This window comes from Nocardiopsis metallicus (assembly GCF_014201115.1).
In the GTDB taxonomy this organism is placed as follows: Bacteria; Actinomycetota; Actinomycetes; order Streptosporangiales; family Streptosporangiaceae; genus Nocardiopsis; species Nocardiopsis metallicus.
Genome location: NZ_JACHDO010000001.1, coordinates 2,748,634 through 2,768,943, shown reverse-complemented (window position 1 = coordinate 2,768,943; position 20,310 = coordinate 2,748,634). Strand labels below are relative to the sequence as shown.

The window sequence follows — 20,310 nt, the reverse complement described above, 5'->3', positions numbered from 1 at the left end:
CCCGGCCCTTCTTACCGGCCGCAGGTGCGCCAGAGGAGGCAACCTCAGAGGAAGGGCTCCTCGACGACCTTCCAGTGCACGGCGCTGACCCCGGGCTCCAGGCTCAGTCTGCTGATGGCCTGCTCCAGTACCGCGTCCTGCCGGCCGGTCGCGGTCAGGTCGGCCTGGACGGTGACCATGTGCCGGTCCTCCTCCAGATGGCGGCTGTCCAGGGAACGCAGGACGAATCCGCTGCCCGACAGGGCCTGGAGCAGCAGGGCCCGTACGTGCGCCTCCTGATCGTCCCTGCACACCACGCGCAGCCGGTATCCGGTCAGGACTTCGCTGGTGGCGTCGGCTGGACGGCTCTCCAGCCTGCGTGCGATCGGGCGGAGGACCACGTTGGCGGCCACCACCGCCAGCGCCCCCATGAACGCGCCCAGGTAGACGCCGCTTCCCGCCAGTACTCCGACCGCCGCGGCGCACCAGATCGTGGCCGCGGTGTTGATACCGCGTACGTTGATCCCGTCGCGCAGGATCACGCCCGCACCCAGGAACCCGATTCCCGAGACGACCTGGGCCGCGATGCGTGTCGGACTGACCTCGTCGACCGTGTTGACCGCGAGCAGCACGAACAGGGCTGATCCGACGGCCACCAGCGCGTTGGTGCGCAGCCCGGCCATCCGTGCGCGCCACTGCCTCTCGACTCCCACCAGGGCGCCCAGTATGAAGGCGCACCCCAGCCTGAGGGCGAACTCCCACCATTCCAGCATCTACCCCACCCCCAACAGGAGTCCGGCGAGTCCGAAGTAGACGGCCAGCCCGGTGAAGTCCTTGATCGTGGTGATGAAGGGGTCAGCTCCGGGAGCGTGGTCCAGTCCGAGCTTGAGCATCAGCCACGGTAGGGCGAAACCCAGGAACGTCGCCAGGGTGACCGAGGTGAACAGTGAGAGGCCAACGGCCACGCCGAGCATGGGGATGTCGTTGGGCGCCCCTTGCCAGAAGTAGGCGGCGGCGCCGCCGATGCAGGCGATGATCACCGCCATCACCAAACCCACGCGCACCTCGCGCAAGAGCTGGCGTCCGAACCGGGAGGGGTCGATGTGGCCCAGGGCCAGGCCGCGGGCGAAGATCGTGGTGGACTGGGTTCCGACGTTGCCGCCCATGTCCATGATCAGGGGCACGAAGATCGCCACCGCCACGACGGCGGCGAGCACGTCCTCGAACTGCTCGATCAGCCCGCCGACCGCGAGTCCTCCGGCCAGGGTGACCATGAGGAAGGTGATGCGCACCCGCACCGGGTAGAGGATGTTCCCGCTGGTGAGCCGTTCGCTGCGCAGCAGTTCCTTGGCGTGCGCGGGGTCGCCCATCCCGGCCTTGCGGTACATGATCTCGGAGGTGTCGTCGTCCAGGGCGTCCATCGCGTCGTCGAAGGTCAAGGAACCGACCAGCCGCTTCTCGGAGTCCAGGACCGGCAGCGCGCCCAGGTCGCGGCGCTGGAGCAGGCGCGCGGCGACCGCGGCGTCCTCGGTGGTGGACACCGACACCTCGGCCAGACGGGCCAGGGAGCCCACTTCGGCGTAGGGCTCGGCCTTGACCAGCTCGGCCACGCTGATCAGACCCAGGTAACGGCGGTCCGCCGTGGTGACGAAGACGGTGGTGACGTCCTCGGGCCCCAGCCGGGAGCGGCGGATCAGCCCCAGGGTTTCGTTGACCAGGGAGTACGGGCGCACGGCCAGGTAGGAGGGGTTGGCCATCCGGCCGGCACTGTCCTCGGGGTAGGCCAGCAGTACACCGACACGTGCGCGGTCGGTGGAGGTCATCGAGGCCAGCAGGCGGCGGGCCACGGCGGCGGGTGCCTCACCGATCAGGCGGGCCTGGTCGTCCACGTCCAGTTCGGCCAGGGTCGTGGCGGCCTCGGAGTCGGTCATGGCCTGGAGCAGGCGGACCTGCTCGTCCTCGCCCAGCAGGTCGAAGACCTCCACGGCCCGGTCCTTGTCCAGGAGCCGGAAGGCGAGAACGTGTTCGGTGGGGGGCAGCAGGCGCAGCATGACCACGACCTCGTCGGGGGTCAGATCGGCCAGGGCTTCCTTGGCCCTGGTGAGCTCGCGCTTGCGCAGGCGTTCGGTGAGCATGGTGTGCACGGGGTCGTTCCCTTCGGGTGAGGGCACACCGGCCCACCCGAAGGGCACGTCAGGGCAGCGTCGCCGCGTCTGTCGCGCAGGGCGTGGAGTACGTGATGTGTTCGGGTGGGGGCGTGCGCCGGATGGTTGCCGCCGGGGGTGTGGATCGGCCACGGTGGCGTTGCCCGGTACTGTGACCGGGCTCGGAATCGCCGCTGGTGGAATCGGGTTCTCGACCTGGCATCGCCCTCACCTCCCTACGCCGTCGTCCGTACACACGAAAAAGACCTCCCGACGGGAGGCCTGAGGGCTCGAGTGAGGGCACCGGGCAGCTACGCACCGGTACTTTCCCAATGTCGAGCTTCAGCACTGCGTGCCTAGGGGCCACCGGGGTGGTCCCGGTCCGCGTTAGGTCAAGCCTTGATTCGGCAGGACCAGTTGACCCATTGGGGTCTCTCGACCTTTTTGGGCAGCGGACGCATACGCACGCAGGAGCCTCACCTAACGGGACACCTGCTGTTGATGCGCCCCGAAGGTAACCGACTTTCCAGGAAAAGTCCAATGCGCGCCGGGCTCCACGACCACACCGCGCCTGTCTCGGGCCGGGTGCTCCAGGGCCTCCTCGCCCGTCATCAGTGCTGGCGCTGGTCGAGTCCGGCCATCTCCTGGACCTCGTGGGCGACGTCGTGCGGGGTGCGGGCGGGCCTGCGGAAGGGGATGCGGACGTCGTGGTCGCCGTCGGGGCCCTCCAGGCGCAGACGCAGGCCGTGGCGGTCCACGCCGAGCGGGCGGGGGCGGCCCGGGGGCAGCTGGGTGCCGCAGCGGGTGACCAGGGCCCACAGGACGTCGGGGTGGTCCTCCTCCAGGTGGCGCAGCCAGGGGCCCTCCCATCGTCCGAAGGGGTCGGCGGCGGCATCGGTGAACTCCTCCGGGTGCAGCAGGTGGCAGCCCTCCTGGTCGGAGTGGACCACCAGATGGGGGTTCATGACGACCATCGTGCGGCCGTGGCCCAGGTCCAGCAGGCGTTCGTCGGCGTCGTCGGCCAGGACCGAGAGCGCGCGGTCGCGGGCCTCCGAGAGCGGGGGGACGGACAGGTCGCCGCTGATCCACAGCAGGGAGCGGGTCGGGTCGCGCAGGTCCACCGGGGCGGTGTCGGTGAACTCGACGGTGGCCTCCAGGCTGCCCTCGCCGATCTCGGCCAGGACGCGGTGCTGGTCGGGGACCAACAGCGTGACCTCGCCCTCGAAGGTGGTGTGACAGACGGCCCCGGTCAGGTGCAGGGAGACCTCAGCGCTGGTCACCGTGGCCGGGTTGGGGCGGGAGAGCACGGAGCGCGCCCGTTCGGCGGGGGAGGGCGTGAGGGAGTTCGGGTACGGCAGCAGGAGGACCACCTCAATCTATTAGGTAAGCCTAACCTACATGATGGGTTGACCTGGGCAACAGTCCGGGGCGCGCAGAGTCGCCTTGGAGTGGGCTTTTCGGGTTCCCGGCGAAGGTCTCGGCGGAGGTGTCGGCGGAGGTGAAAGTACTCTCGAACGCGCTCGTCTTTGTTCCGTTCTTGGTTGATGGAGCGAATGTTCATCCAGATAGATAACTGTTGACAGTGTGTGGGTTGAAACCCTTGGGGTGGATGTGGAGCAAGGGGCAATTGTGGCCTATGTGTCGTCCCTTTTTGTTGGGGTCACCTGCTTTAGGGTGTCGACCGAACAAGTGTCTCCTCGCGCGGACCCGTCGTGCCGTCAGGACGCGGATGAGGGGGCGCGAACAAAACGCACCGGTTATACAGGGAGACCAGCTCGATGGTTCGCCTACCCGACTTCTCCGTCATCTCCGGCTCCGAAGTCGCCGAGGTCCTCGAAGGGGAGGAAGGGCTGGTCACCCGCACGGTGGAGAAGGGCTACCTCAGCCACGATGACGGGGACACCGTGAACCCGGACTCCTAATTCCTCCGGTTTCCCGCGCGGCCCCCGTCGCGGATTACCGCCCTCCCGGCATCGCTGTGAGGACAGGACCGCGTACACGGGATCAAGTGGATATCGAGTTTCCCGGAGAACGTCGGGAGCGGAATCCCCAGGGCATCAGCGGTACTGATCCTCAACGACGCCGAGACCGGTTACCCCTTCGCCTGCCTGGAGAGCTCGATCATCAGCGCGGCGCGCACGGCCGCCTCAGCGGCCCTGGCGGCCGTACGCCTGAGCGCCTCCTGGCGGACCCGGGTCGGGCGCGGGCGGCACTCGACGAACTCCGCTCCGCGGTGGCCGCCGAGCGCGAGCGTCAGGACGCGGCCCTTGAGGGGGTGGCGCGGCACTGCTCTCGACGGCAAGTCCAAGGACTCGCGCGATGACCTGCCGCAGATCGTCATCGGCATGGCGGTGACCCGGGAGGGAATCCCAGTGCGGATGTGGTGCTGGCCGGGCAACGCCTCCGACCAGACGCTGATCCGCCAGGTCGAGGACCAGATGCACGAGGCGACGCTGTCCAAGATCGTGTGGGTGACCGACCGCGGCTTCTCCTCCGAGGCCAACCGCCGCTACCCGCGCCAGGGCGATCACGCCTGCGTCATCGGTGAGAAGCTACGCTCCGGATCACCCGAGGTCAAGGCCGCCCTGTCGAGGCAGGGCCGCTACACCGAGATCGGGTAGAACATGCGGGTCAAGGAGGTGCGCATCAGCGACACCTACCGGTTCGTGATCTGCCGCAACCCCCCAGGCGGCCGAGCGTGATGCGCACATGCGCCAACAGCTCGTGACCCACCTTCAGGAGCTGATCGCCCGCAGCGATGCCCTCAGCGTTTCCAAGCGGGGGCGAGCTGCGCGGGAAGATCGCCGACAAGCCCGGTCTGAACCGCTACCCGCGCACCAGGCGTTCACCACTGCCACTGAACATCCCGGTCTACTTCTGCGATCCGGCCAGCCCTTGGCAGTGTGGTTCCAACGAGAACACCAACGGGCTACTCCGCCAGTACTTTCCCAAGAGCACTGATTTGTCGGTGCACACCAGCGGGCACCTGCAGGCCGTGGCCGTCCAGCTCAACGGGCGCCCGCGCAAGACGCCCGGCTGGGGTACCCCAGCCGGGCGTCTCGCTAAGCTGCTCTCGACGAGCAACTGACCTCACGTGTTGCGACGACTCCTGGAATCCACCACGTTCCGGTGCGGCCCCTCCGTGTGTCCGGCTGGCTAGTGCGTGGCGAACATGGCCGAGCGCAGTTCCCCGGCGATGTCGTCGTCCCCGCGCAGGGACAAGGCGTCCAACAGGGCCTGGGGGTCGGCCAGGGACTCGTCGCCGTTGTCGGTGATGCGCCTGGACAGGATCCGCAGCGCCTCGTCCGGGGCGGCCGGGGCGGTGTAGCCGATCAGGTGCAGGGCACGGGCGGCCGGCGGGTGCGCGCTGAGATCGCCCGCGGGCAGCTTGCGCGCGTCCAGACGGTCGCCGGAGACCGTGATGAACATGCGGTCGCCCGGCTGTGCGGCCTGGCGGCGCAGCAGCGGCCGCAGGGAGTCGAAGGCGGGCTGGTCACGCCAGACCAGGACCAGCAGGTCCGCGCCGGGCGCGGTCAGGCACAGCAGCCGACCGGGCTGGAGGCCCAGGTGGGTGGCGTAGCCGGTGGGCACGGCCACCGGTGCGCCGTTGAGGTGGTCGGCGGTGATGTCGATGCGGTGCCACCAGCGCCCGTCCGGGGCGCGGAAGCAGCGGGCCGACAGAGCCGGGTCGCTCGCTCCGGGGCGGGCCGGGGCCGGGTGCGCCATGGCCGGGACATGGGGCTGAGCCATCGGCGCGGGGGCGCGGCCGGGAGGGAAGGCACCCTGGCCGGGGCCGGGTCTTTGCTGGTGCCCCTGCGGTTCGAGGCCGGGCGCGGCGGGCTCCACGGGTGCGGGGCCCTGCGCCTCGGGGCGTTTGCGGATCGGCAGCCCGTTCTCGGTGGTGGCACCACCGAGCTCCTCAGGGGCATGGCCGCCGCTGGGCGCCTCCATGGGTACCGAGGTGTCCACGTACACGTGCCCGTCGCGCAGGCTCACCCCGGGGGTGCTCAGCAGCCAGGCGCGCAGCTCCTGCTGGCGGATGCCGATCCGGCTCAGCCGCAGGCCCGCCTCGGTGAGGTTGGGGGCGTCGCCGAGCAGCTCACGGGTCTGCCAGCGCAGCCGGTTGGGGTCGTCGGCGATGAGCCAGCCGTTGTGCATGCGCCGGTCGGTGAACAGGGTGATGATCACGCGCCACAGGGGGGTGTGCAGCGTGGGCACCTCCACCGGATGGTCCGGGTGCGCGTTGATGAGGCGGTCGATGGTGGTCGCCGAACCGAGCTGCTCGGACAGTTCCCGCAGGTGCTTGGTGACGGCGGCCCCTTCCGGGGAGCCCAGCCAGCGCAGCAGGCGCTCCTCCACCTTGCGCTGGGCGCCGCGGATCTCGGTCACGTCCACCGCGATCTGCTCGGAGAGCACGCGGATGCTGATCGGGTCCGTGGCGAAGAGCCGCTCGGCGGCCACCGTGCGCTCCAGGTCGGGCCAGGAACGGAACATCTCCTCGACCTGGTCCACCAGCGGGTGCTGGCCCAGGACCGGCGCGGGGCGCTCCTCCACCTGCTCCGGGGCGGGCGCCTTGGTCCGTTTGAAGCTGGGCCGGCGCAGGGTGCGGCCGGGGCCCAGGAGCGAGCTGCGGAACTGTGACCGCAGATCGCCCACTTCGCCGGACACGGCGCCTTGCGCCTGGTCGTTCGCGGTGTCGGCGCCCAGGGCCGTGCCCGGGAGCATCGCCGCGGAGCTGACCATGCCGCCGACCGCGGCGGAGGCCTCGGCCATGGGAGCGGCGGAGGGCGCGGGGAGCTGTTGCTCGGCCGAGGCCGGATCCTGGTCCCGCTGGGCGCGCAGGGCCCGCAGGGTCCGGATCGCGCGGGTGGCAGGGGTCTGTGGCGGGTTCGTGCCGTCCTCGGCAGGTTCGGCGAGGTCGGGCGAACCATTCGCCCCGGTCGCGGAGTTCAGGTAGTCCAGCGCGTTGCGGACGTGCTCGGGCGCGGACTCGGGGAGCCAGTGCGCGATGGTGCGCACGGCCTCGGTCATCAGCGCGGGGGAGGGGGTGGGACCGGAGGGCAGCTCACCGCAGGGCTGCAGGGCGCGCCAGGCGACCGTGCTGACGATGTCGAGGACACCGCAGTTCGGCAGGCGCCAGCCGTGCATCTCCTGGGGGCTGGCCGAGATCAGGCGATCCCAGTCCCCGGCGGTGGCGGCCACCGCGCCGCGGACCGGTTCGGCCAGGTCGGCACAGTCCACCGGCTGGGTGCGCAGGCTCGGCAGGAACTCGGAGAGGGCGATGTGCCCCCACTGTTCCACCGCGAGTCTGGCCAGACCGTTCGCCAGCCAGGGCGGTCCGGCGATGTCGAGGACACGGGCGACGGGCAGCGAGTGCCACCAGCCGTCGATCAGACGGTCATGGTGGAGCAGGGGTGCCACGTCCGGCGACCTCGACCACCGCAGCGCGGGTGCGAGGTCGACGAGGCAGATCGGAGAGACGGCGTTCATCCGCTGGGGACCTCGACCTCCTGGTGTCTGCACGTGAATTGGGGAGGAACCGCACGGGCCTTCGGTTCGATGCTCCACAGTACGCGCCCTTGACCCGGAGGAGGACAGGTCTTGAACCGACTCGGCTGATTCGTGTGGGGGCACGGCGGGCCGAGGGACAGGGGTGCCGTGAGCACTTCCCCGAGATCGTACGTGCCCCGGGCCCACATGGGTAGCCCCAGGCCCCCCGGTCCGCCGATACCTGGGGGTGACCTCACCGTGTGATCACCGTGACGGAGGAGATCTACGTCAAAAAACGGTCAAGAGTTGTGATCTACCTCATAGTAGACTTCTGGCTCATCAGGCCCGTGCCGGGCGTTGTTTCTGTCGGTGCCTCCCGCGGCACGACCCACCGCTGTTCCGGCGCGGTTCGTGGCGGGGGCTCCGGTGAGGAGGGGCGCCGGAGAGCTCCGACATACACAAACCCGGCGCGCTGATGTCGGTCGCGGGTATGCTGGATGGGCACTGTCCTCGCCCGAGCGACCCTCGTCCGGGTGGCCGCCGCGCGGCCGACCCCGGGGCCGACGGTGCTCGGACATTCGGGCCAGCGGACTCCGCGACCCGCCAAGACTTCCGTTCCCGCGCACCCCGGCGCTGTGCAGGCGTGGGACGGTCGATCCGGATGATTGGTTGACGTGACAGACCTTGAGATGAATCCCCCCGCCGCCGCGCCCGTGGGCAGACCGGAGCTGATCCGGTCCTACGTGGCGATCGGTGACAGCATCACCGAGGGGATGGAGGACGACAGCGGCCCCGGCGGCGAGTACCGGGGGTTCGCGGACCGTCTCGCGGACCACCTGGGCACGCTCTCCCCGGACTTCCGCTACGCCAACCTCGGCGTGCGCGGACGCCGGATGAAGCACATCTTCGGCGAGCAGCTCGAACAGACCCTCGCCTGGAAGCCCGACCTGGTGACCGTCCTCGGCGGCGGCAACGACGTCCTGCGCCCCGGGGGCGACCTGGACGAACTGGCCGAGACCTTCGAGTGGGGCGTGCGGCAGCTGCGCGACGCCGGTATCCGAGTCGTGATCCTGGCCGGGCACGACACCGGGTGGATCCCCGTACTGCGTCTGTACCGGGGACGCATCGCGGTGTTCAGCATGCACATGCGGGCCGTGGCCGAACGCACCGGAACCGAGATCGTCGACCTGTGGGCGCTCAACGCCCTCAACGACCCCCGGGCCTGGAGCGACGACCGGCTGCACCCCAACGGCGCCGGCCACCAGATCGTCGCTGCCCGGGTCGCCGACCTGCTCGGTCACCCGATGGGCCCGCCCGAGATCTGGGCCGACCCGTGGGCCACCCCGCCCCAGCAACTGCCCCGGATCCTGCGCCGCCGCGAGGGCCGCCGCTGGGCCCGTCAGTACCTCGTCCCGTGGCTGCGCCGCCGGGCGATGGGCCGCTCCTCCGGTGACGGTCTGCAGGCCCGGCGCCCCGTACTGGACTACCTCCACGACGAGGAGACCCGGGAGCAGCTCCGCGAGCAGCTGCGCGAGGTCGGCGCGGACACGCACTACAACGACTACTCCGCGGACGACACGCCCCCGACCAGCAGCCCGTCGGGCACCAAGGGCCCCGAGCCCCTGCGCTGACCGGCACGCCGCGAACGCGAACACCGCGAGGGGCCCGCACCTGACATCCGGATGCCGTTGGTTAACTCCGGTGTGGGGTCTGGGCGGGGGCTGGGGGTCTGTGTGGGGTCTGGGGCCGGTGATTCTGGTTGCCGTTCGGGTTGGGGTTGTGGTTGGGGTTCCCCCGTTTCCCGCCGCTTGATGGTGGCCGTCTACGCTGCGCGCGTCAAGGTCGTACGTCCTCGCTTCGCTGCGGGCAATGCCGTTTAGTTAAGGGACAGGCTGAGCTGTCAACCCCGAACTCGCCCACCGTGGCGCCAGGGTGTAACGGCCTCGAGCGATCCGTTGCAGGAACCCTTCCTGGACCCACACGCCCATCTGCGTGGCCAGACTCCGGTAATGGGGATAACCCAAAGCCCGAGCCACCTCGATCGGGCTCCAACCTCGGTCTGGACCAGAACCCAACAGGCGCATCGTGCGCTCCTTGGACCCACCAGGGCGGATTCCAGGTGCCAGCGGTTGAGCTGCGGACTGTTTGGGGCCCACCACGGCCCCAGGCGCAGGGGCCAAGATCTCCAACTCCACTTTCTGCACCTGGTGGGTGGCGAGCGGCCGCTCGGGATCGGCGTAGCCGTAACGCAACTGAGGACACTTGACCTTGCGCGCGCTGATCCGAGCACGGCGGGCCGGGAGCAGGTTGTCCAACACCGCCTGAACGATGCTTCCGCCCCGGCCGGGATCGTCATCGTCGGGCAGCACCTGCTGGGCAGTGATGACCTGACATCGGGCGGTGTTCAGGGCAGTGGTGAACCCAGCCCGATCGGCGTGGGTGCCCGGCCGGGACTCCACCGCCTCGACCATGGCCATGCGCAGCGCTTGGTAGAGCGCCAACAGGGCCCACACCTCCTGCTCCAGGCCGACCGGGTCCTGGGAGCGCAACACGCGACGGTGCAGCAGGGTATGGCGCAGGGAGTAGAAGGCCGATTCGATCTCCCAGCGTTCGTGGTAGAGGGCCAGCAGCTGTGGGGCGGGGTCGGTGCGGTGGTCGAGCAGGGTGGTGGCCAGCCGGTACACGCCCCTGGCCTGCTGCCCGTCCTGGGTGGTGGCGGTGATGCGGGCTTCGATGACGCGGAGTTTGAGCCCGTCCAGGTGGGTGAGGTAGGAGCCGTCCGGTAGCAGGGTTTCCACCCGGGGGCGGCGGCGTGGGTGCAAACGGATCAGGAGTTGGGCTCCGGTGGTGGCGAGCTCGCCCAGGAAGGTGTTGCCTTGGTAGGCCTGGTCGGCCAGGACCAGCATCTGGGGGGTGAGCAGGCCCAGCAGGGGGCGGGCCTGGTCGGGTTCGCCGCTGGGGGCTCGGGTCAGGGTGGCTCCCAGCAGGGAGCGGGTGCCGGTCTCGCACAGGGTGGTGATCTGCAGGCGGGGGTAGCCTTCCACGCCTTGCTGGTAGTGGATTTTGCGGAGCCAGGTGAGGTTGCGTTCGCTGTCAGGGGCTTTGATCGAGTGGCAGGCGTCAAAGGCCACGGTGCGCCAGTGCCGGTAGCGGGTGCCGGGGGTCGCGGGTTGGGCCAAAGGAACCGCGAGGGTCTCGAAGAGGGTTTTGAACGGGCCGGCTCCCAAACGTCGGCGTAGGTGGCTGAGGGCGGATTGGCTGGGGCGGGGCACGGGTAGGCCGTGCAGGCCTGCGACGAGGGTGTCCCAGACGCGGGCGTATCCCAGGTGGGGGAACAGGGTGAGGGCGAGCACGAAGTAGACGCCGACCCGTGAGGGCAGGCGGCGTAGTCGTTGTTGCTGGGTGCGGGTGTGTTCCAGGGCGGCGTCGATGAGGTCGAAGGGGAGGTAGCGGGTGAGCTCGCCCAGGTGGCCGGGGGCGTAGATTCCAGCGGCCACGGTGATCGTGCGGGTGGCAGAGGTTGTGGTGGTGGCATACTGGTCGGGCAACGGGGCCTCCGGGCGCAGGTGGATCTTGGTCGATTTCCTGCTTCTATCGGAGGTCCCGTTCTTTGTGCTGGGTGGTTGCGGGTGGTGTTACAGGCTTGACATCTGGCCTGAAGCGCTAACTAAACGGCATTGGTCGGAGCGCTTCGCTCTGTGGGGCGCTCCGCCTTGACCCGCTTCGCTGCGACGGCGTTTGGCGGCTATCGGGAAACGGGGGAGGAGTGGTCCGGGGTGGTAGACGGGCCCCAAAGGGGCCCAAGGGCCCAAGGGCCCAACTACCTCGGCCTTCGGCCGGTGCCTTCCCCAGCCCGGAGCGGATCGGATCGCGTGTCGCGGCCGGTCAAGGTCAGCGACGAAAAGCGGCAGCGAGCACGGCGGGATCCTCCGGCCCGCGCGGATCGGATCGCGTGTCGCGGCCGGTGACCCGTGCCAGCGAACACCGTGAGCGGCCCGCCAGGCCCCCCCGGGCACGGTTTCGGTCCCTTTTTCAAAGATGATCTTGCTACCAGTAGCAAGTTCGGCGCTGATTTCGCTTCTGGTAGCAAGATCATCGGGGATGAAGGGGTTTTGGAAGCAGCGGACACCCCCAGGCGCGGGTTACGGACACCCCAGCTTCCCCCGGAGCCGACACCACAGCGCTGACCCCAACCCTCTCCACCGGCTGGTCCGATGGCACGCATGACCGGCCGCGACACGCCTCGCCGGTCCGCGCAGAGGTGAGGAACCTGCTGCCTTCGCTGCCGCTTTTCCGTCCGGGCGCATGATCGGCCGCGACACGGCCAGGCGTTGTGCGCAGGGCTGGGGGAGGCACCGGCCGAAGGCCGGGGTAGTTGGGCCCTTGGGCCCCTTTGGGGGCCCGTTGGCCCCCCGGACCACTCCTCCCCCGTTTCCCGATAGCCGCCAACCGCCGTCGCAGCGAAGCGGGTCAAGGTGGAGCGCCCTGCGGGCGAAGCCCTTGACGCGACTACCTTGACGCGCGCAGCGGAGACGGCAACCATCAAGCGGCGGGAAACGGGGGAACCCCAACCCGAACCGCAACCCCAACCCCCGCCCCGGATGCTCTACCCAAGCCCGAGCCTGACACAGAGAAGCCTCCCCATGTCAGCTTCTCAGCTTCTCCGCTTCTCTGCTTCTCAGCTTCTCCACTTCTCCGGGCCCCGATGCTGCGGATTCGCCAACAGCATCCGATCCATCCGGTGCGGGCCCCGTCGTTTTCATGAGCCTGGGCGGAGGCCGTGGCTCACTGCCGGGACAGGGACTGGATGAGATCGCTGACGTGCACGATCCCCATGCACTGGCCGTACGGGTTGGTCACGATCAGGTCGTCGTAGACGCGTTCGCGGTCCTGCCCGGCCACCCGAAGCGCCGCGATGGCCGACATCCACGCCGGAACCGTCCGGGGTGACTCCGACAGCCGCAGCGCCGGGCGCTTGGCGTGCAGCGCGTGCCCGTAGCGGCCGGTCACCGAAAGCAGGAACCGGGTCCGGTCGATGACTCCTATCGGCCGTTCCCGGTGGTCGATGAGGACCACGCTGTTGAGCGCGGTGTCCCCGGTGAAGGCCTCCATGACGTGCTCGCCGGTGGACTCGGCGTCGAAGTCCAGCGGCGGCACCATGAACTCGGTGACCCGGGGGCCGGAATCGGTGTCGTCCAGGGAGGTGGCCGCCGGCTCGGGTACCGGCGTGATCTTCTCCCCGGGCTTCCAGGTGGGTTCGGTGAAGAACGCCCCGCTGCCCAGACGTACCCCGCACTCACGCAGCCGGACGATCTCCTCGGCCCGCGACACCCCCGCCGCCATCGCGTACACGCCGCTGCTGCGCCCGATCCGGGCCAGCCCTTCCACGATCCCGCCGTGTCGCTGGTCGCTGTCGACCCCCTTCACCAGGGCCGGGTCCAACCGGATCAGGAAGGGCGTGGCCTCAACGACCAGGTCCGGCCGGGCCATCGCGGTACCGAAACCGCACCGGAAGCCCAGTGCCCGCAGGTTGGCGACCCCGGCCAGTACGGTGGCCCTGGGCAGCTCCACCAGGTCGGGGGTGAGCATCAGGGTGACGTCGCGCGGGCGCCGACCGGCCCGGCGCAGCCCGCTCTCGACCAGCGCGGCCAGGTCCGCCCCGTCGACGAGTACGGACGAGGGCAGCGGCAGCACCAACGGCAGCAGGCTCTCGGCGCCGAACCCGGCACGTACCAGGGAGGCGAGCCATTCGGCGACGAGCACGGCCGTGCGGCCGCTTCCGTCCGGCAGCCCCAGGCCCTCGGGGACGGGGGAGACGACCTCCACGGCCACGACGGCACCGGAGTCCAGGTCCACGACGGGGCGGAAGGAGGGGCTCCGCCGTTTGCGCGGCCCGTCCTCGACGGCACCGGGGGCCGGGTGGGTGTGTGAGGGAGGAAGGGTGGGCACGGCACCCATGGTGACGCGTGGGCCCACGGAGCTGAAGCCCCGGGCGCGGCTGTTCAACCGTTGTTGAGCCGCGGGCCGCCGGACGTTCACGAGCCCACAACGGCCCTCACGCATACGACAGCGGGCGTCACCGTGCGGTGACGCCCACTGCGATGGAACCGGTGCCGCCCGTGCGCGGCTCAGGCGAAACTAAGGCATGCCCGGCGGACCCGCCCTAGGCGCGGCGGAAGGCCACGGCGATGTTGTGGCCGCCGAACCCGAAGGACTCGTTGATGGCGGCGACGTCTCCGGCGGGCATCTCCCGGGGCTTGTCGCGGACGATGTCCACGGCCACGTCGGGGTCGAGCTCGGAGATGTTGATGGTCGGCGGGATCAGGCCCTCGTGCAGGGCCAGGATCGTCGCGATCGACTCCACCGCGCCCGCGCCGCCCAGCAGGTGGCCGGTCATGGACTTGGTGGAGGTCACCGCGACCTGGTCCGCGGCGGCGTCGCCCAGGGCCGAACGGATCGCCCGGGTCTCCCCGACGTCCCCGGCGGGGGTGGACGTGGCGTGCGCGTTGACGTGCACGATGTCGCTGGGCTTGAGGTCGGCGTCGGCCAGGGCCTGTTCGATGGCGCGGGCCTGTCCGGCGCCCTCCGGGTCGGGCATCACGATGTCGTGGGCGTCGTCGGTGTAACCCACACCGGAGGCGTGGGCGTACACGCGCGCACCGCGCTTGGCGGCGTGCTCGGCCGACTCCAGGACGAGGATGCCCGCGCCCTCACCCATGACGAAGCCGTCGCGGTCCTTGTCCCAGGGACGGGACGCGGTCTGCGGGTCGTCGTTGCGGGTGGACAGGGCCCGCATGGACGCGAAGGACGCGATGTTGAGCGGGTGGATCGCGGCCTCGGTGCCGCCGGCGATCACCACGTCGGCCCGCCCGGCGCGGATCATGTCCACACCGTTGGCGATGGCCTCGGCGCTGGAGGCGCAGGCGCTGACCGGGGCGTGGGCCCCGGCGCGGGCGGTGAACTCCAGGGCCACGGCCGCGGCCGGGCTGTTGGGCATGAGCATGGGCACGGTGAACGGGGAGACCCGCTTCCAGCCCTTCTCCCGGAAGGTGTCGTACTGCTCCAGGATGGTGAGGATGCCACCGATCCCGCTGGAGACCACCACTCCCAGGCGCAGGGGGTCGATCTCGGGGGTGCCCGCGTCGGCCCATGCCTCCTGGGCGGCGATGAGGGCGAACTGCTGGGTCCGGTCGAGGCGGCGCAGCCGGGGGCGCGGGAGCTTCTCGGAGGGCTCCTGCGCGATCTGCCCGGCGAAGTGCACCGGAAGCTTCTCGTGCCAGTCCTCCGGCAGCATGCTGATCCCGGAGCGGCCGTCGAGGAGCGCGGACCATGTGGTCGCGACGTCACCCCCGAGGGGGGTGGTGGCGCCGAGGCCGGTGACGACGACATCGGTCTTGGACATGATCCGATCGCCCTTCTCGTGGGTCGTTCCCGGCGGTCGTGTGCCGGGAGGCGTGGCGGGTGGTTGGTGCGGGTGTCCGTGGTGGGGACGGGCGGGCCGCCGCGACCTGGTGGGTCGGCGACGGCCCGGACGCGCTACTTCTGGATGAAGTTGATGACGTCCTGGACCGTCTTGAGGTCCTTGAGCTGGTCGTCGGGGATCTCCACGCCGAACTTGTCCTGCGCGGCGACGGCGATCTCCACCATGGACAGCGAGTCGATGTCCAGGTCGTCCACGAAGCTCTTCTCGGGCGTGACATCGGCAGGCTCGGTGCCGACGATCTCTTCGACGATCTCGCCGAGGCCGGCCAGGATTTCCTGCTCGCTGAGGGCCATGTCTTGTTTCTCCTTGCTTGACGTGTGTGGTGTCGGGAAACGCTTCCGTGTGCGAAGTGCCCGGGCCTTGACGGAATTCGGATCAGGGGATGCGGATCACCTGTGCGGCGTAGACCAAGCCCGCGCCGAATCCCAGGGTGAGCACGGTGCTCCCCGACGGCAGTTCCCCGCGCTCGACCATGCGCGAGAGCGCGAGAGGGATCGAGGCGGAAGAGGTGTTGCCCGCGGTGACGATATCGCGCGCCACAAGCGCTTGGGGCGCCCCCAGCTTGCGCGCGATGGACTCGACGATCCGCAGGTTGGCCTGGTGGGGCACGAAGGCGGTGAGCTCGGAGGGCTCGACGCCGGCCCTCTCCAGGGCTTCCAGGGCCACCTTGTACAGCTCGGTGGTGGTCCACCGGAAGACGGCCTGGCCCTCCTGGTAGAGGTACTTGCCCTCACGGAGGTAGATCTTGTCGGCGCGCTCGCCCGAGGAACCCCACACGACCGGGCCGATCCCGTGGTCCTCGGCGGCCGAGACGACCGCGGCGCCGGCGCCGTCGGCGAAGATCACGCAGGTGGACCGGTCTTGCCAGTCGACGTAGTCGCTGAGCTTCTCCGAGCCGATCACCAGGACGTTGCGCGCGCTGCCGACCCGGACCGAGTCCGAGGCCAGGTTGAGGGCGTAGACGAACCCAGCGCAGGCGGCGTTGACGTCGAAGGCGCCCGGGGCGACGATGCCGAGCTTGGCGGCCACGGTGGCCGCGGTGTTGGGGATCTGGTCCTGCACGGTGCAGGTCGCCACGATCACCAGGTCGATGTCCTCGGGGGAGAGCCCGCCGGCGGCCAGAGCCTTGCCGCCCGCCGCCACGGCCATGCTCGCCACGGTGTCCTCGGGGCCCGCGATACGGCGCTCCTGGATGCCCACGCGGCTCTGGATCCACTCGTCGGTGGTCTCGACGCGGGCCTCCAGGTCGGCGTTGGTCACGACCCGCGACGGCTGGTACTCGCCGAAGGAGCGGATCGCGGCGCCGCCGGGGGCGCTCGGGGCGTTGAACATGGTCAGCCTTCCTGCTGGACGCTCGCGGAGGAGGTGGTCCCCGCGTGCTCCTTGATGAGGGCGCCTGCGCGCTCGAGGTCGTCGGGGGTCTTCACCGCGAGGAGCTCGATACCGCGCAGGGCGCGCTTGGCGAGGCCGGTGAGGGTACCCGCGGGGGTCAGCTCGATGAGCGCGGTCACCCCGAGGTCGGCGAGCGTCTGCGTGCAGGCGTCCCAACGGACCGGGGAGGAGATCTGGGCGACCAGCCGCTCCAGGTACTCCGAGCCGCTCTCGACCACGGCGCCGTCGGCGTTGGACAGCAGGCGCACGCTGGGATCGGCGGTGCTCAGCCCGTGGGCGGCCGTGCGCACCCGCTCCACGGCCGGGGCCATGTGCTCGGTGTGGAAGGCGCCCGCCACGGACAAGGGGCGCAGGCGGGCCCGCTCGGGCGGGTTCTCGGCGAACGCGGCCAGTTGGGCGGTGGTGCCCGCGGCCACGATCTGCCCGGAGCCGTTGTCGTTGGCGGGGGTCAGCCCGGCGGCCTCGATGGCGGCCAGGACGTCCTCGCGCTTGCCGCCCAGGACCGCGGTCATGCCGGTCTCGGTGCGGGCGGCGGCGTCGGCCATCCCGCGGCCGCGCTCGGCGACCAGCGCCAGCGCGTCCTTGGGGGAGAGCACGCCGGCGATCGCGGCGGCGGTGAACTCGCCGACGCTGTGCCCCGCGGTGGCGTCCACCAGCGTGGGGGAGGCGGGCAGCGGGGGCTCGGGCGCGGCCAGCGGACCGAGCACGGCGGAGGCCGCGGCCAGGCCGGCGCTGACCAGCAAGGGCTGGGCGACGGCGGTGTCACGGATCTCATCCGCGTCCGCGGTGGTGCCGTAGCGCACGAGGTCGAGACCGGTCACCTCGGACCACGCGGCGAACGTGTCGGCCATGCCGGGGAGTTCGAGCCACGGGGAGAGGAAACCGGGAACCTGGGCGCCTTGGCCGGGAGCAACGATTACAAGCACGACATCTACCTTGCCCTGTAGGAGATCACCAGTTGGATAGGGAGGGACACGAAGTTAGCGGGGTACCGTTTGTAGGTACTCCACAAAACGCTGTCCGTGGTGTGTCCACAAGCCCGAAACGGGTGGAGGAGATCACTTTCCGACGGTACGCGCAGCCCCGCGCGGGCGCTCCGCGGACCCCGGTCGACCTGCGGGGTGACGGCCGACACGGGGGTGAACCCCGGGCCCGGAGAGGCGGGGATGCGAACCTAGACGGGTGAACACCGAATCCCGACCGACCGAGGACGGCGCCAGTGCGCCGACCGGGTCCGAGACCCCACAGGACCAGATCCCACCGGAGCACACCCCGGCGGGGCAGACGCTGCCGGAGCAGGCCCCGCCCGAGCAGATCCGCGCCGAGACCGTCCGGCGTCTGGAACGCTCCATGGGGGTGCTCGGCACCGCCGCGGTCAGCCGCATGGAGGAGAAGCTCGGCTGGTTCCGCCGGATGTCGGCCCAGGACCGCTCCTGGATCGGCCTGGTGGCCCAGTCCGGGGTCGCCGCCTTCGTGGACTGGTTCCGCAACCCCGAGCGCGGCCGTCCGGCGATCACGGTGGAGGTCTTCGGCACCGCCCCGCGCGAACTCACCAGGTCGGTCTCCCTCCAGCAGACCGTCGACATGATCCGCGTGGTCATCGATGTGGTGGAGAGCCAGGTCGACGACCTCGCCGCACCCGGCGGCGCACAGCAGCTGCGCGAGGCGATGCTCCGTTACACCCGCGAGGTGGCCTTCAGCTCCGCCAAGGTCTACGCCCGCGCCGCCGAGGCCCGCGGGGCCTGGGACGCCCGGCTCGAAGCGCTGATCGTCGACGCCCTGCTGCACGGCGACCAGGTGGAGGGCCTGCAGACCTGGGGTTCGGCGCTGGGCTGGTCGCACACCCCGGTGATCGCCGTCGCCGGCGACCTCGGCGACGAGGGCGGGAACAAGGTCCTGGACGACCTGCGTTCGGCCGCGCGCCGCCTCGGCTACGACGTCCTGGCGGGCATGCAGGGACGCCGCGTGGTCGTGGTGATCGGGGTGGGTGACCGCTACCCGGCCGAGGAGCTCCCGGCCGCGGCCGCCGAACCCCTGGCCGGGCTCTTCGGGAGCGGGCCCGTGGTGGTCGGCCCGGCCGTGCCGGACCTGCACGCTGCGGGGACCTCGGTGCGCGCCGCGGTGAGCGGTCTGCGGGCCGCCGTGGCCTGGCCCGACGCGCCCAGGCCGGTGCTCGCCGACGACCTGCTGCCCGAGCGCGCGCTGGAGGGCGACACCGAGGCCCGCCAGCAGTTGGTGACGGAGGTGTACCTCCCCCTCCAGGGCGCGGGCTCCCCGCTCTTGGACACGTTGTCGGTCTACCTCGAACACGCCTCCTCGCTGGAAGCGACCGCGCGCATGCTCTTCGTGCACCCGAACACGGTGCGCTACCGCCTCAGCCGCATCTCCGAACTCACCGGGCACATCCCTTCGGACGGTCGCGGCTCGTTCGTGCTCCGGGTGGCGGTGGCACTGGGCAGGTTGTCCGAAACCCGAGGCGGATGACTCGGATGACCGTTATCGGCGTGAGTACTGGTGAGACCTCCGCCACGTCGTAATCTGATCGTTGCCTGTCATATGGGTTGCCTTATGGAAGTTTCACCAGCGTCGGGTATGTGTGTAACTGACCGTGTGCGCCCGGGGACTACGCGAAAAGGGATAGCTTTGATACGGGCGGGTTGCAGGTGGAGCCGGAAGACGACGAAAACCCTCGGGCGTCGCTCCCCGCACCGCTCCGTCACGACGTTCTTGGGGGGTCCAACGCTGTGGTCGAGCGACCGAGGAAGAGGTTCCGGATACTACGCCCGGTGATCGATTTCGTACTCCAGCCCACGCAGGAGGGAGAGCTGCGCAGGCGGGTGCTGTTCTGGCTCCCCGCGCCGCTCCCGGTGATCGGGTTGGTGTACCTGCTGGTGGGCGGGGCCTTCTCCGCCGCCGGGTGGACGATCCTGCTGGCGGCCAGCGTCGGTGTGGGAACACTGCTGCTGGCGATGATCGTGCAGCCCACGCCGCTGCCGGAGGGCCTCGCGCCACCGGTGTCGGCCCGGCGTTCCCTGCACCGCTTCCGCCAGTTCACCCAGCTGCGGGTGGCGTTGGCACTGGTGCCGATGGCCATCGGCGCGTGCGCCGCGGTCGCGGGCGGCGGCATGTACCCGCTGTTCGCCGCCCTGGCCCTGGCCTGGCCGCAGCTGCTACTGGCCATGCCCACCTTCTTCACCATCACCAAGGCGCGCCGAGCCATGGAGGCCTGGGGCACCACCGCCTACCTGTGGCACGCGCTGTCCCGCCCGGCCAAGGTCACCTGGCCGATCGCCACCCCGATGGCCCGCTCCTACCGGGCCTGGCGCACCGACCGGGCCCGCCGCCTGGCCCAGCAGAAGGAGCAGGACCAGCAGCAGGAGAAGGCGTGGAAGGAGGCCGTGGCGCAGGAGAAGCTCAACCCGACCGAGACGGCCGCCCCCGCCGAGGACGGGCACGGGACCGAGGACGGTCCGCAGCTTCAGCGCACCCGTAAGCTCCACGCGCTGCCGGAGGAGGTCGGGGACCAGGACAACGAGCCCACCGCGCTCATCCCCAAGCCGCCCGAACCGGCCGAGACCGAGGACGCCCCCTCGTCGGACTCCGGGCCCCGCGGCACCGTCAACCGGGCCGCCCGGCACATCCTGGACCAGGGCGGAGCGCTCGGGTTGAGCGTGCGCAACCGCCGCCGGGGCCACGCCAACCGCCGCCCGCCCTCGCACAAGCCCTAGGACCACGGGCCCGGACCCGTCCGTGCGCCCTGGAACCACCTGTGGCGGCGTTCCGACCCGGAACGCCGCCACAGGTGCGTCGGCCCGGATCAGT

Annotated in this window: 15 protein-coding genes, 3 pseudogenes and 1 riboswitch; of the genes and pseudogenes, 7 read left to right on the top strand and 11 right to left on the bottom strand. The window is 70.5% G+C overall.

All coding sequences use genetic code 11. The features are described from left to right. Positions 1–44: 44 nt before the first annotated feature. From HNR07_RS11795 to HNR07_RS11785, 3 genes are all read right to left on the bottom strand, one after another. Complete coding sequence (locus HNR07_RS11795) at positions 45–752, bottom strand: MgtC/SapB family protein (protein WP_184365002.1); 708 nt, start codon at positions 750–752, stop codon at positions 45–47. Further along, positions 753–2,150, bottom strand: a complete 1,398-nt coding sequence (mgtE, locus tag HNR07_RS11790) for a magnesium transporter (RefSeq protein ID WP_312893763.1) — start codon at positions 2,148–2,150, stop codon at positions 753–755. Between the two features lie 294 nt (positions 2,151–2,444). Further along, a riboswitch (M-box (ykoK) riboswitch) is annotated at positions 2,445–2,618 on the bottom strand. 116 nt (positions 2,619–2,734) lie between these two features. Beyond that, positions 2,735–3,493 (bottom strand): DUF2470 domain-containing protein, encoded by a 759-nt coding sequence (locus HNR07_RS11785; protein WP_184365001.1) that lies wholly within the window; start codon positions 3,491–3,493, stop codon positions 2,735–2,737. Between the two features lie 408 nt (positions 3,494–3,901). On the opposite strand from HNR07_RS11785, the gene HNR07_RS34900 reads away from it, so the two are divergent. Both HNR07_RS34900 and HNR07_RS35895 read left to right on the top strand, forming a co-directional pair. Beyond that, positions 3,902–4,045, top strand: coding sequence for a hypothetical protein (locus HNR07_RS34900; protein WP_246420274.1), 144 nt, complete (start codon positions 3,902–3,904; stop codon positions 4,043–4,045). 81 nt (positions 4,046–4,126) lie between these two features. Beyond that, positions 4,127–4,237 (top strand): annotated as a pseudogene (locus HNR07_RS35895) (2,3-diaminopropionate biosynthesis protein SbnB); the annotation flags it as partial. Here the strand turns inward: HNR07_RS35895 and HNR07_RS34345 are convergent. Next, a complete protein-coding gene (locus HNR07_RS34345) occupies positions 4,216–4,410 on the bottom strand; it encodes a hypothetical protein (protein ID WP_221320137.1) in 195 nt (64 codons plus the stop codon). The pseudogene HNR07_RS35895 and the gene HNR07_RS34345 overlap by 22 nt on opposite strands. A 10-nt stretch (positions 4,411–4,420) precedes the next feature. On the opposite strand from HNR07_RS34345, the pseudogene HNR07_RS36295 reads away from it, so the two are divergent. Together HNR07_RS36295 and HNR07_RS11770 are read left to right on the top strand one after the other, a co-directional pair. Then, positions 4,421–4,959 (top strand): annotated as a pseudogene (locus HNR07_RS36295) (IS1634 family transposase); the annotation flags it as partial. Continuing rightward, positions 4,959–5,211, top strand: a pseudogene (locus tag HNR07_RS11770) (IS30 family transposase); the annotation flags it as partial. The pseudogenes HNR07_RS36295 and HNR07_RS11770, both read left to right, overlap by 1 nt. 68 nt (positions 5,212–5,279) lie before the next feature. Here HNR07_RS11770 and HNR07_RS11765 read toward each other — a convergent pair. Beyond that, positions 5,280–7,613, bottom strand: a complete 2,334-nt coding sequence (locus HNR07_RS11765) for a hypothetical protein (protein WP_184365000.1) — start codon at positions 7,611–7,613, stop codon at positions 5,280–5,282. A 689-nt stretch (positions 7,614–8,302) separates the two neighbouring features. Between HNR07_RS11765 and HNR07_RS11760 the strand changes: the two genes are divergently transcribed. Continuing rightward, on the top strand, positions 8,303–9,244 hold the full coding sequence (locus HNR07_RS11760) for an SGNH/GDSL hydrolase family protein (protein WP_184364999.1): 942 nt from the start codon (positions 8,303–8,305) through the stop codon (positions 9,242–9,244). Positions 9,245–9,493: 249 nt separating this feature from the next. Here HNR07_RS11760 and HNR07_RS11755 read toward each other — a convergent pair whose 3' ends face one another. From HNR07_RS11755 to HNR07_RS11730, 6 genes are all read right to left on the bottom strand, one after another. After that, a complete protein-coding gene (locus HNR07_RS11755) occupies positions 9,494–11,161 on the bottom strand; it encodes an IS4 family transposase (protein ID WP_184360216.1) in 1,668 nt (555 codons plus the stop codon). A gap of 1,237 nt (positions 11,162–12,398) precedes the next feature. Continuing rightward, a complete protein-coding gene (locus tag HNR07_RS11750) occupies positions 12,399–13,571 on the bottom strand; it encodes an EAL domain-containing protein (RefSeq protein ID WP_376769976.1) in 1,173 nt (390 codons plus the stop codon). A gap of 205 nt (positions 13,572–13,776) precedes the next feature. After that, positions 13,777–15,015, bottom strand: a complete 1,239-nt coding sequence (gene fabF / locus HNR07_RS11745; RefSeq protein WP_184364997.1) for a beta-ketoacyl-ACP synthase II — start codon at positions 15,013–15,015, stop codon at positions 13,777–13,779. A gap of 134 nt (positions 15,016–15,149) precedes the next feature. Beyond that, the gene (locus HNR07_RS11740; RefSeq protein WP_017582552.1) at positions 15,150–15,389 is read right to left on the bottom strand and encodes an acyl carrier protein; all 240 of its coding nucleotides are present in this window, start codon (positions 15,387–15,389) and stop codon (positions 15,150–15,152) included. Positions 15,390–15,471: 82 nt separating this feature from the next. Then, on the bottom strand, positions 15,472–16,428 hold the full coding sequence (locus HNR07_RS11735) for a beta-ketoacyl-ACP synthase III (RefSeq protein ID WP_184364996.1): 957 nt from the start codon (positions 16,426–16,428) through the stop codon (positions 15,472–15,474). Positions 16,429–16,430: 2 nt separating this feature from the next. Beyond that, entirely contained in the window at positions 16,431–17,339 is a 909-nt protein-coding gene (locus HNR07_RS11730; RefSeq protein WP_221319391.1) for an ACP S-malonyltransferase, read from the bottom strand. A 331-nt stretch (positions 17,340–17,670) separates the two neighbouring features. Here HNR07_RS11730 and HNR07_RS11725 point away from each other — a divergent pair, with 331 nt between their 5' ends. Both HNR07_RS11725 and HNR07_RS11720 read left to right on the top strand, forming a co-directional pair. Beyond that, positions 17,671–18,972, top strand: a complete 1,302-nt coding sequence (locus tag HNR07_RS11725; RefSeq protein ID WP_184364992.1) for a PucR family transcriptional regulator — start codon at positions 17,671–17,673, stop codon at positions 18,970–18,972. A 302-nt stretch (positions 18,973–19,274) separates the two neighbouring features. Next, positions 19,275–20,216, top strand: a complete 942-nt coding sequence (locus HNR07_RS11720; protein WP_184364991.1) for a hypothetical protein — start codon at positions 19,275–19,277, stop codon at positions 20,214–20,216. Positions 20,217–20,310 lie beyond the last annotated feature (94 nt).

Coding starts and splice junctions, on each gene's coding strand:
- HNR07_RS11765 (WP_184365000.1), bottom strand. CDS start 7,613: ATGAACGCCGTCTCTCCGATCTGCCTCGTCGACCTCGCACCCGCGCTG.
- HNR07_RS34900 (WP_246420274.1), top strand. CDS start 3,902: ATGGTTCGCCTACCCGACTTCTCCGTCATCTCCGGCTCCGAAGTCGCC.
- HNR07_RS11740 (WP_017582552.1), bottom strand. CDS start 15,389: ATGGCCCTCAGCGAGCAGGAAATCCTGGCCGGCCTCGGCGAGATCGTC.
- HNR07_RS11795 (WP_184365002.1), bottom strand. CDS start 752: ATGCTGGAATGGTGGGAGTTCGCCCTCAGGCTGGGGTGCGCCTTCATA.
- HNR07_RS11760 (WP_184364999.1), top strand. CDS start 8,303: ATGAATCCCCCCGCCGCCGCGCCCGTGGGCAGACCGGAGCTGATCCGG.
- HNR07_RS11735 (WP_184364996.1), bottom strand. CDS start 16,428: ATGTTCAACGCCCCGAGCGCCCCCGGCGGCGCCGCGATCCGCTCCTTC.
- HNR07_RS11750 (WP_376769976.1), bottom strand. CDS start 13,571: ATGGGTGCCGTGCCCACCCTTCCTCCCTCACACACCCACCCGGCCCCC.
- HNR07_RS11730 (WP_221319391.1), bottom strand. CDS start 17,339: ATGGCCGACACGTTCGCCGCGTGGTCCGAGGTGACCGGTCTCGACCTC.
- fabF (WP_184364997.1), bottom strand. CDS start 15,015: ATGTCCAAGACCGATGTCGTCGTCACCGGCCTCGGCGCCACCACCCCC.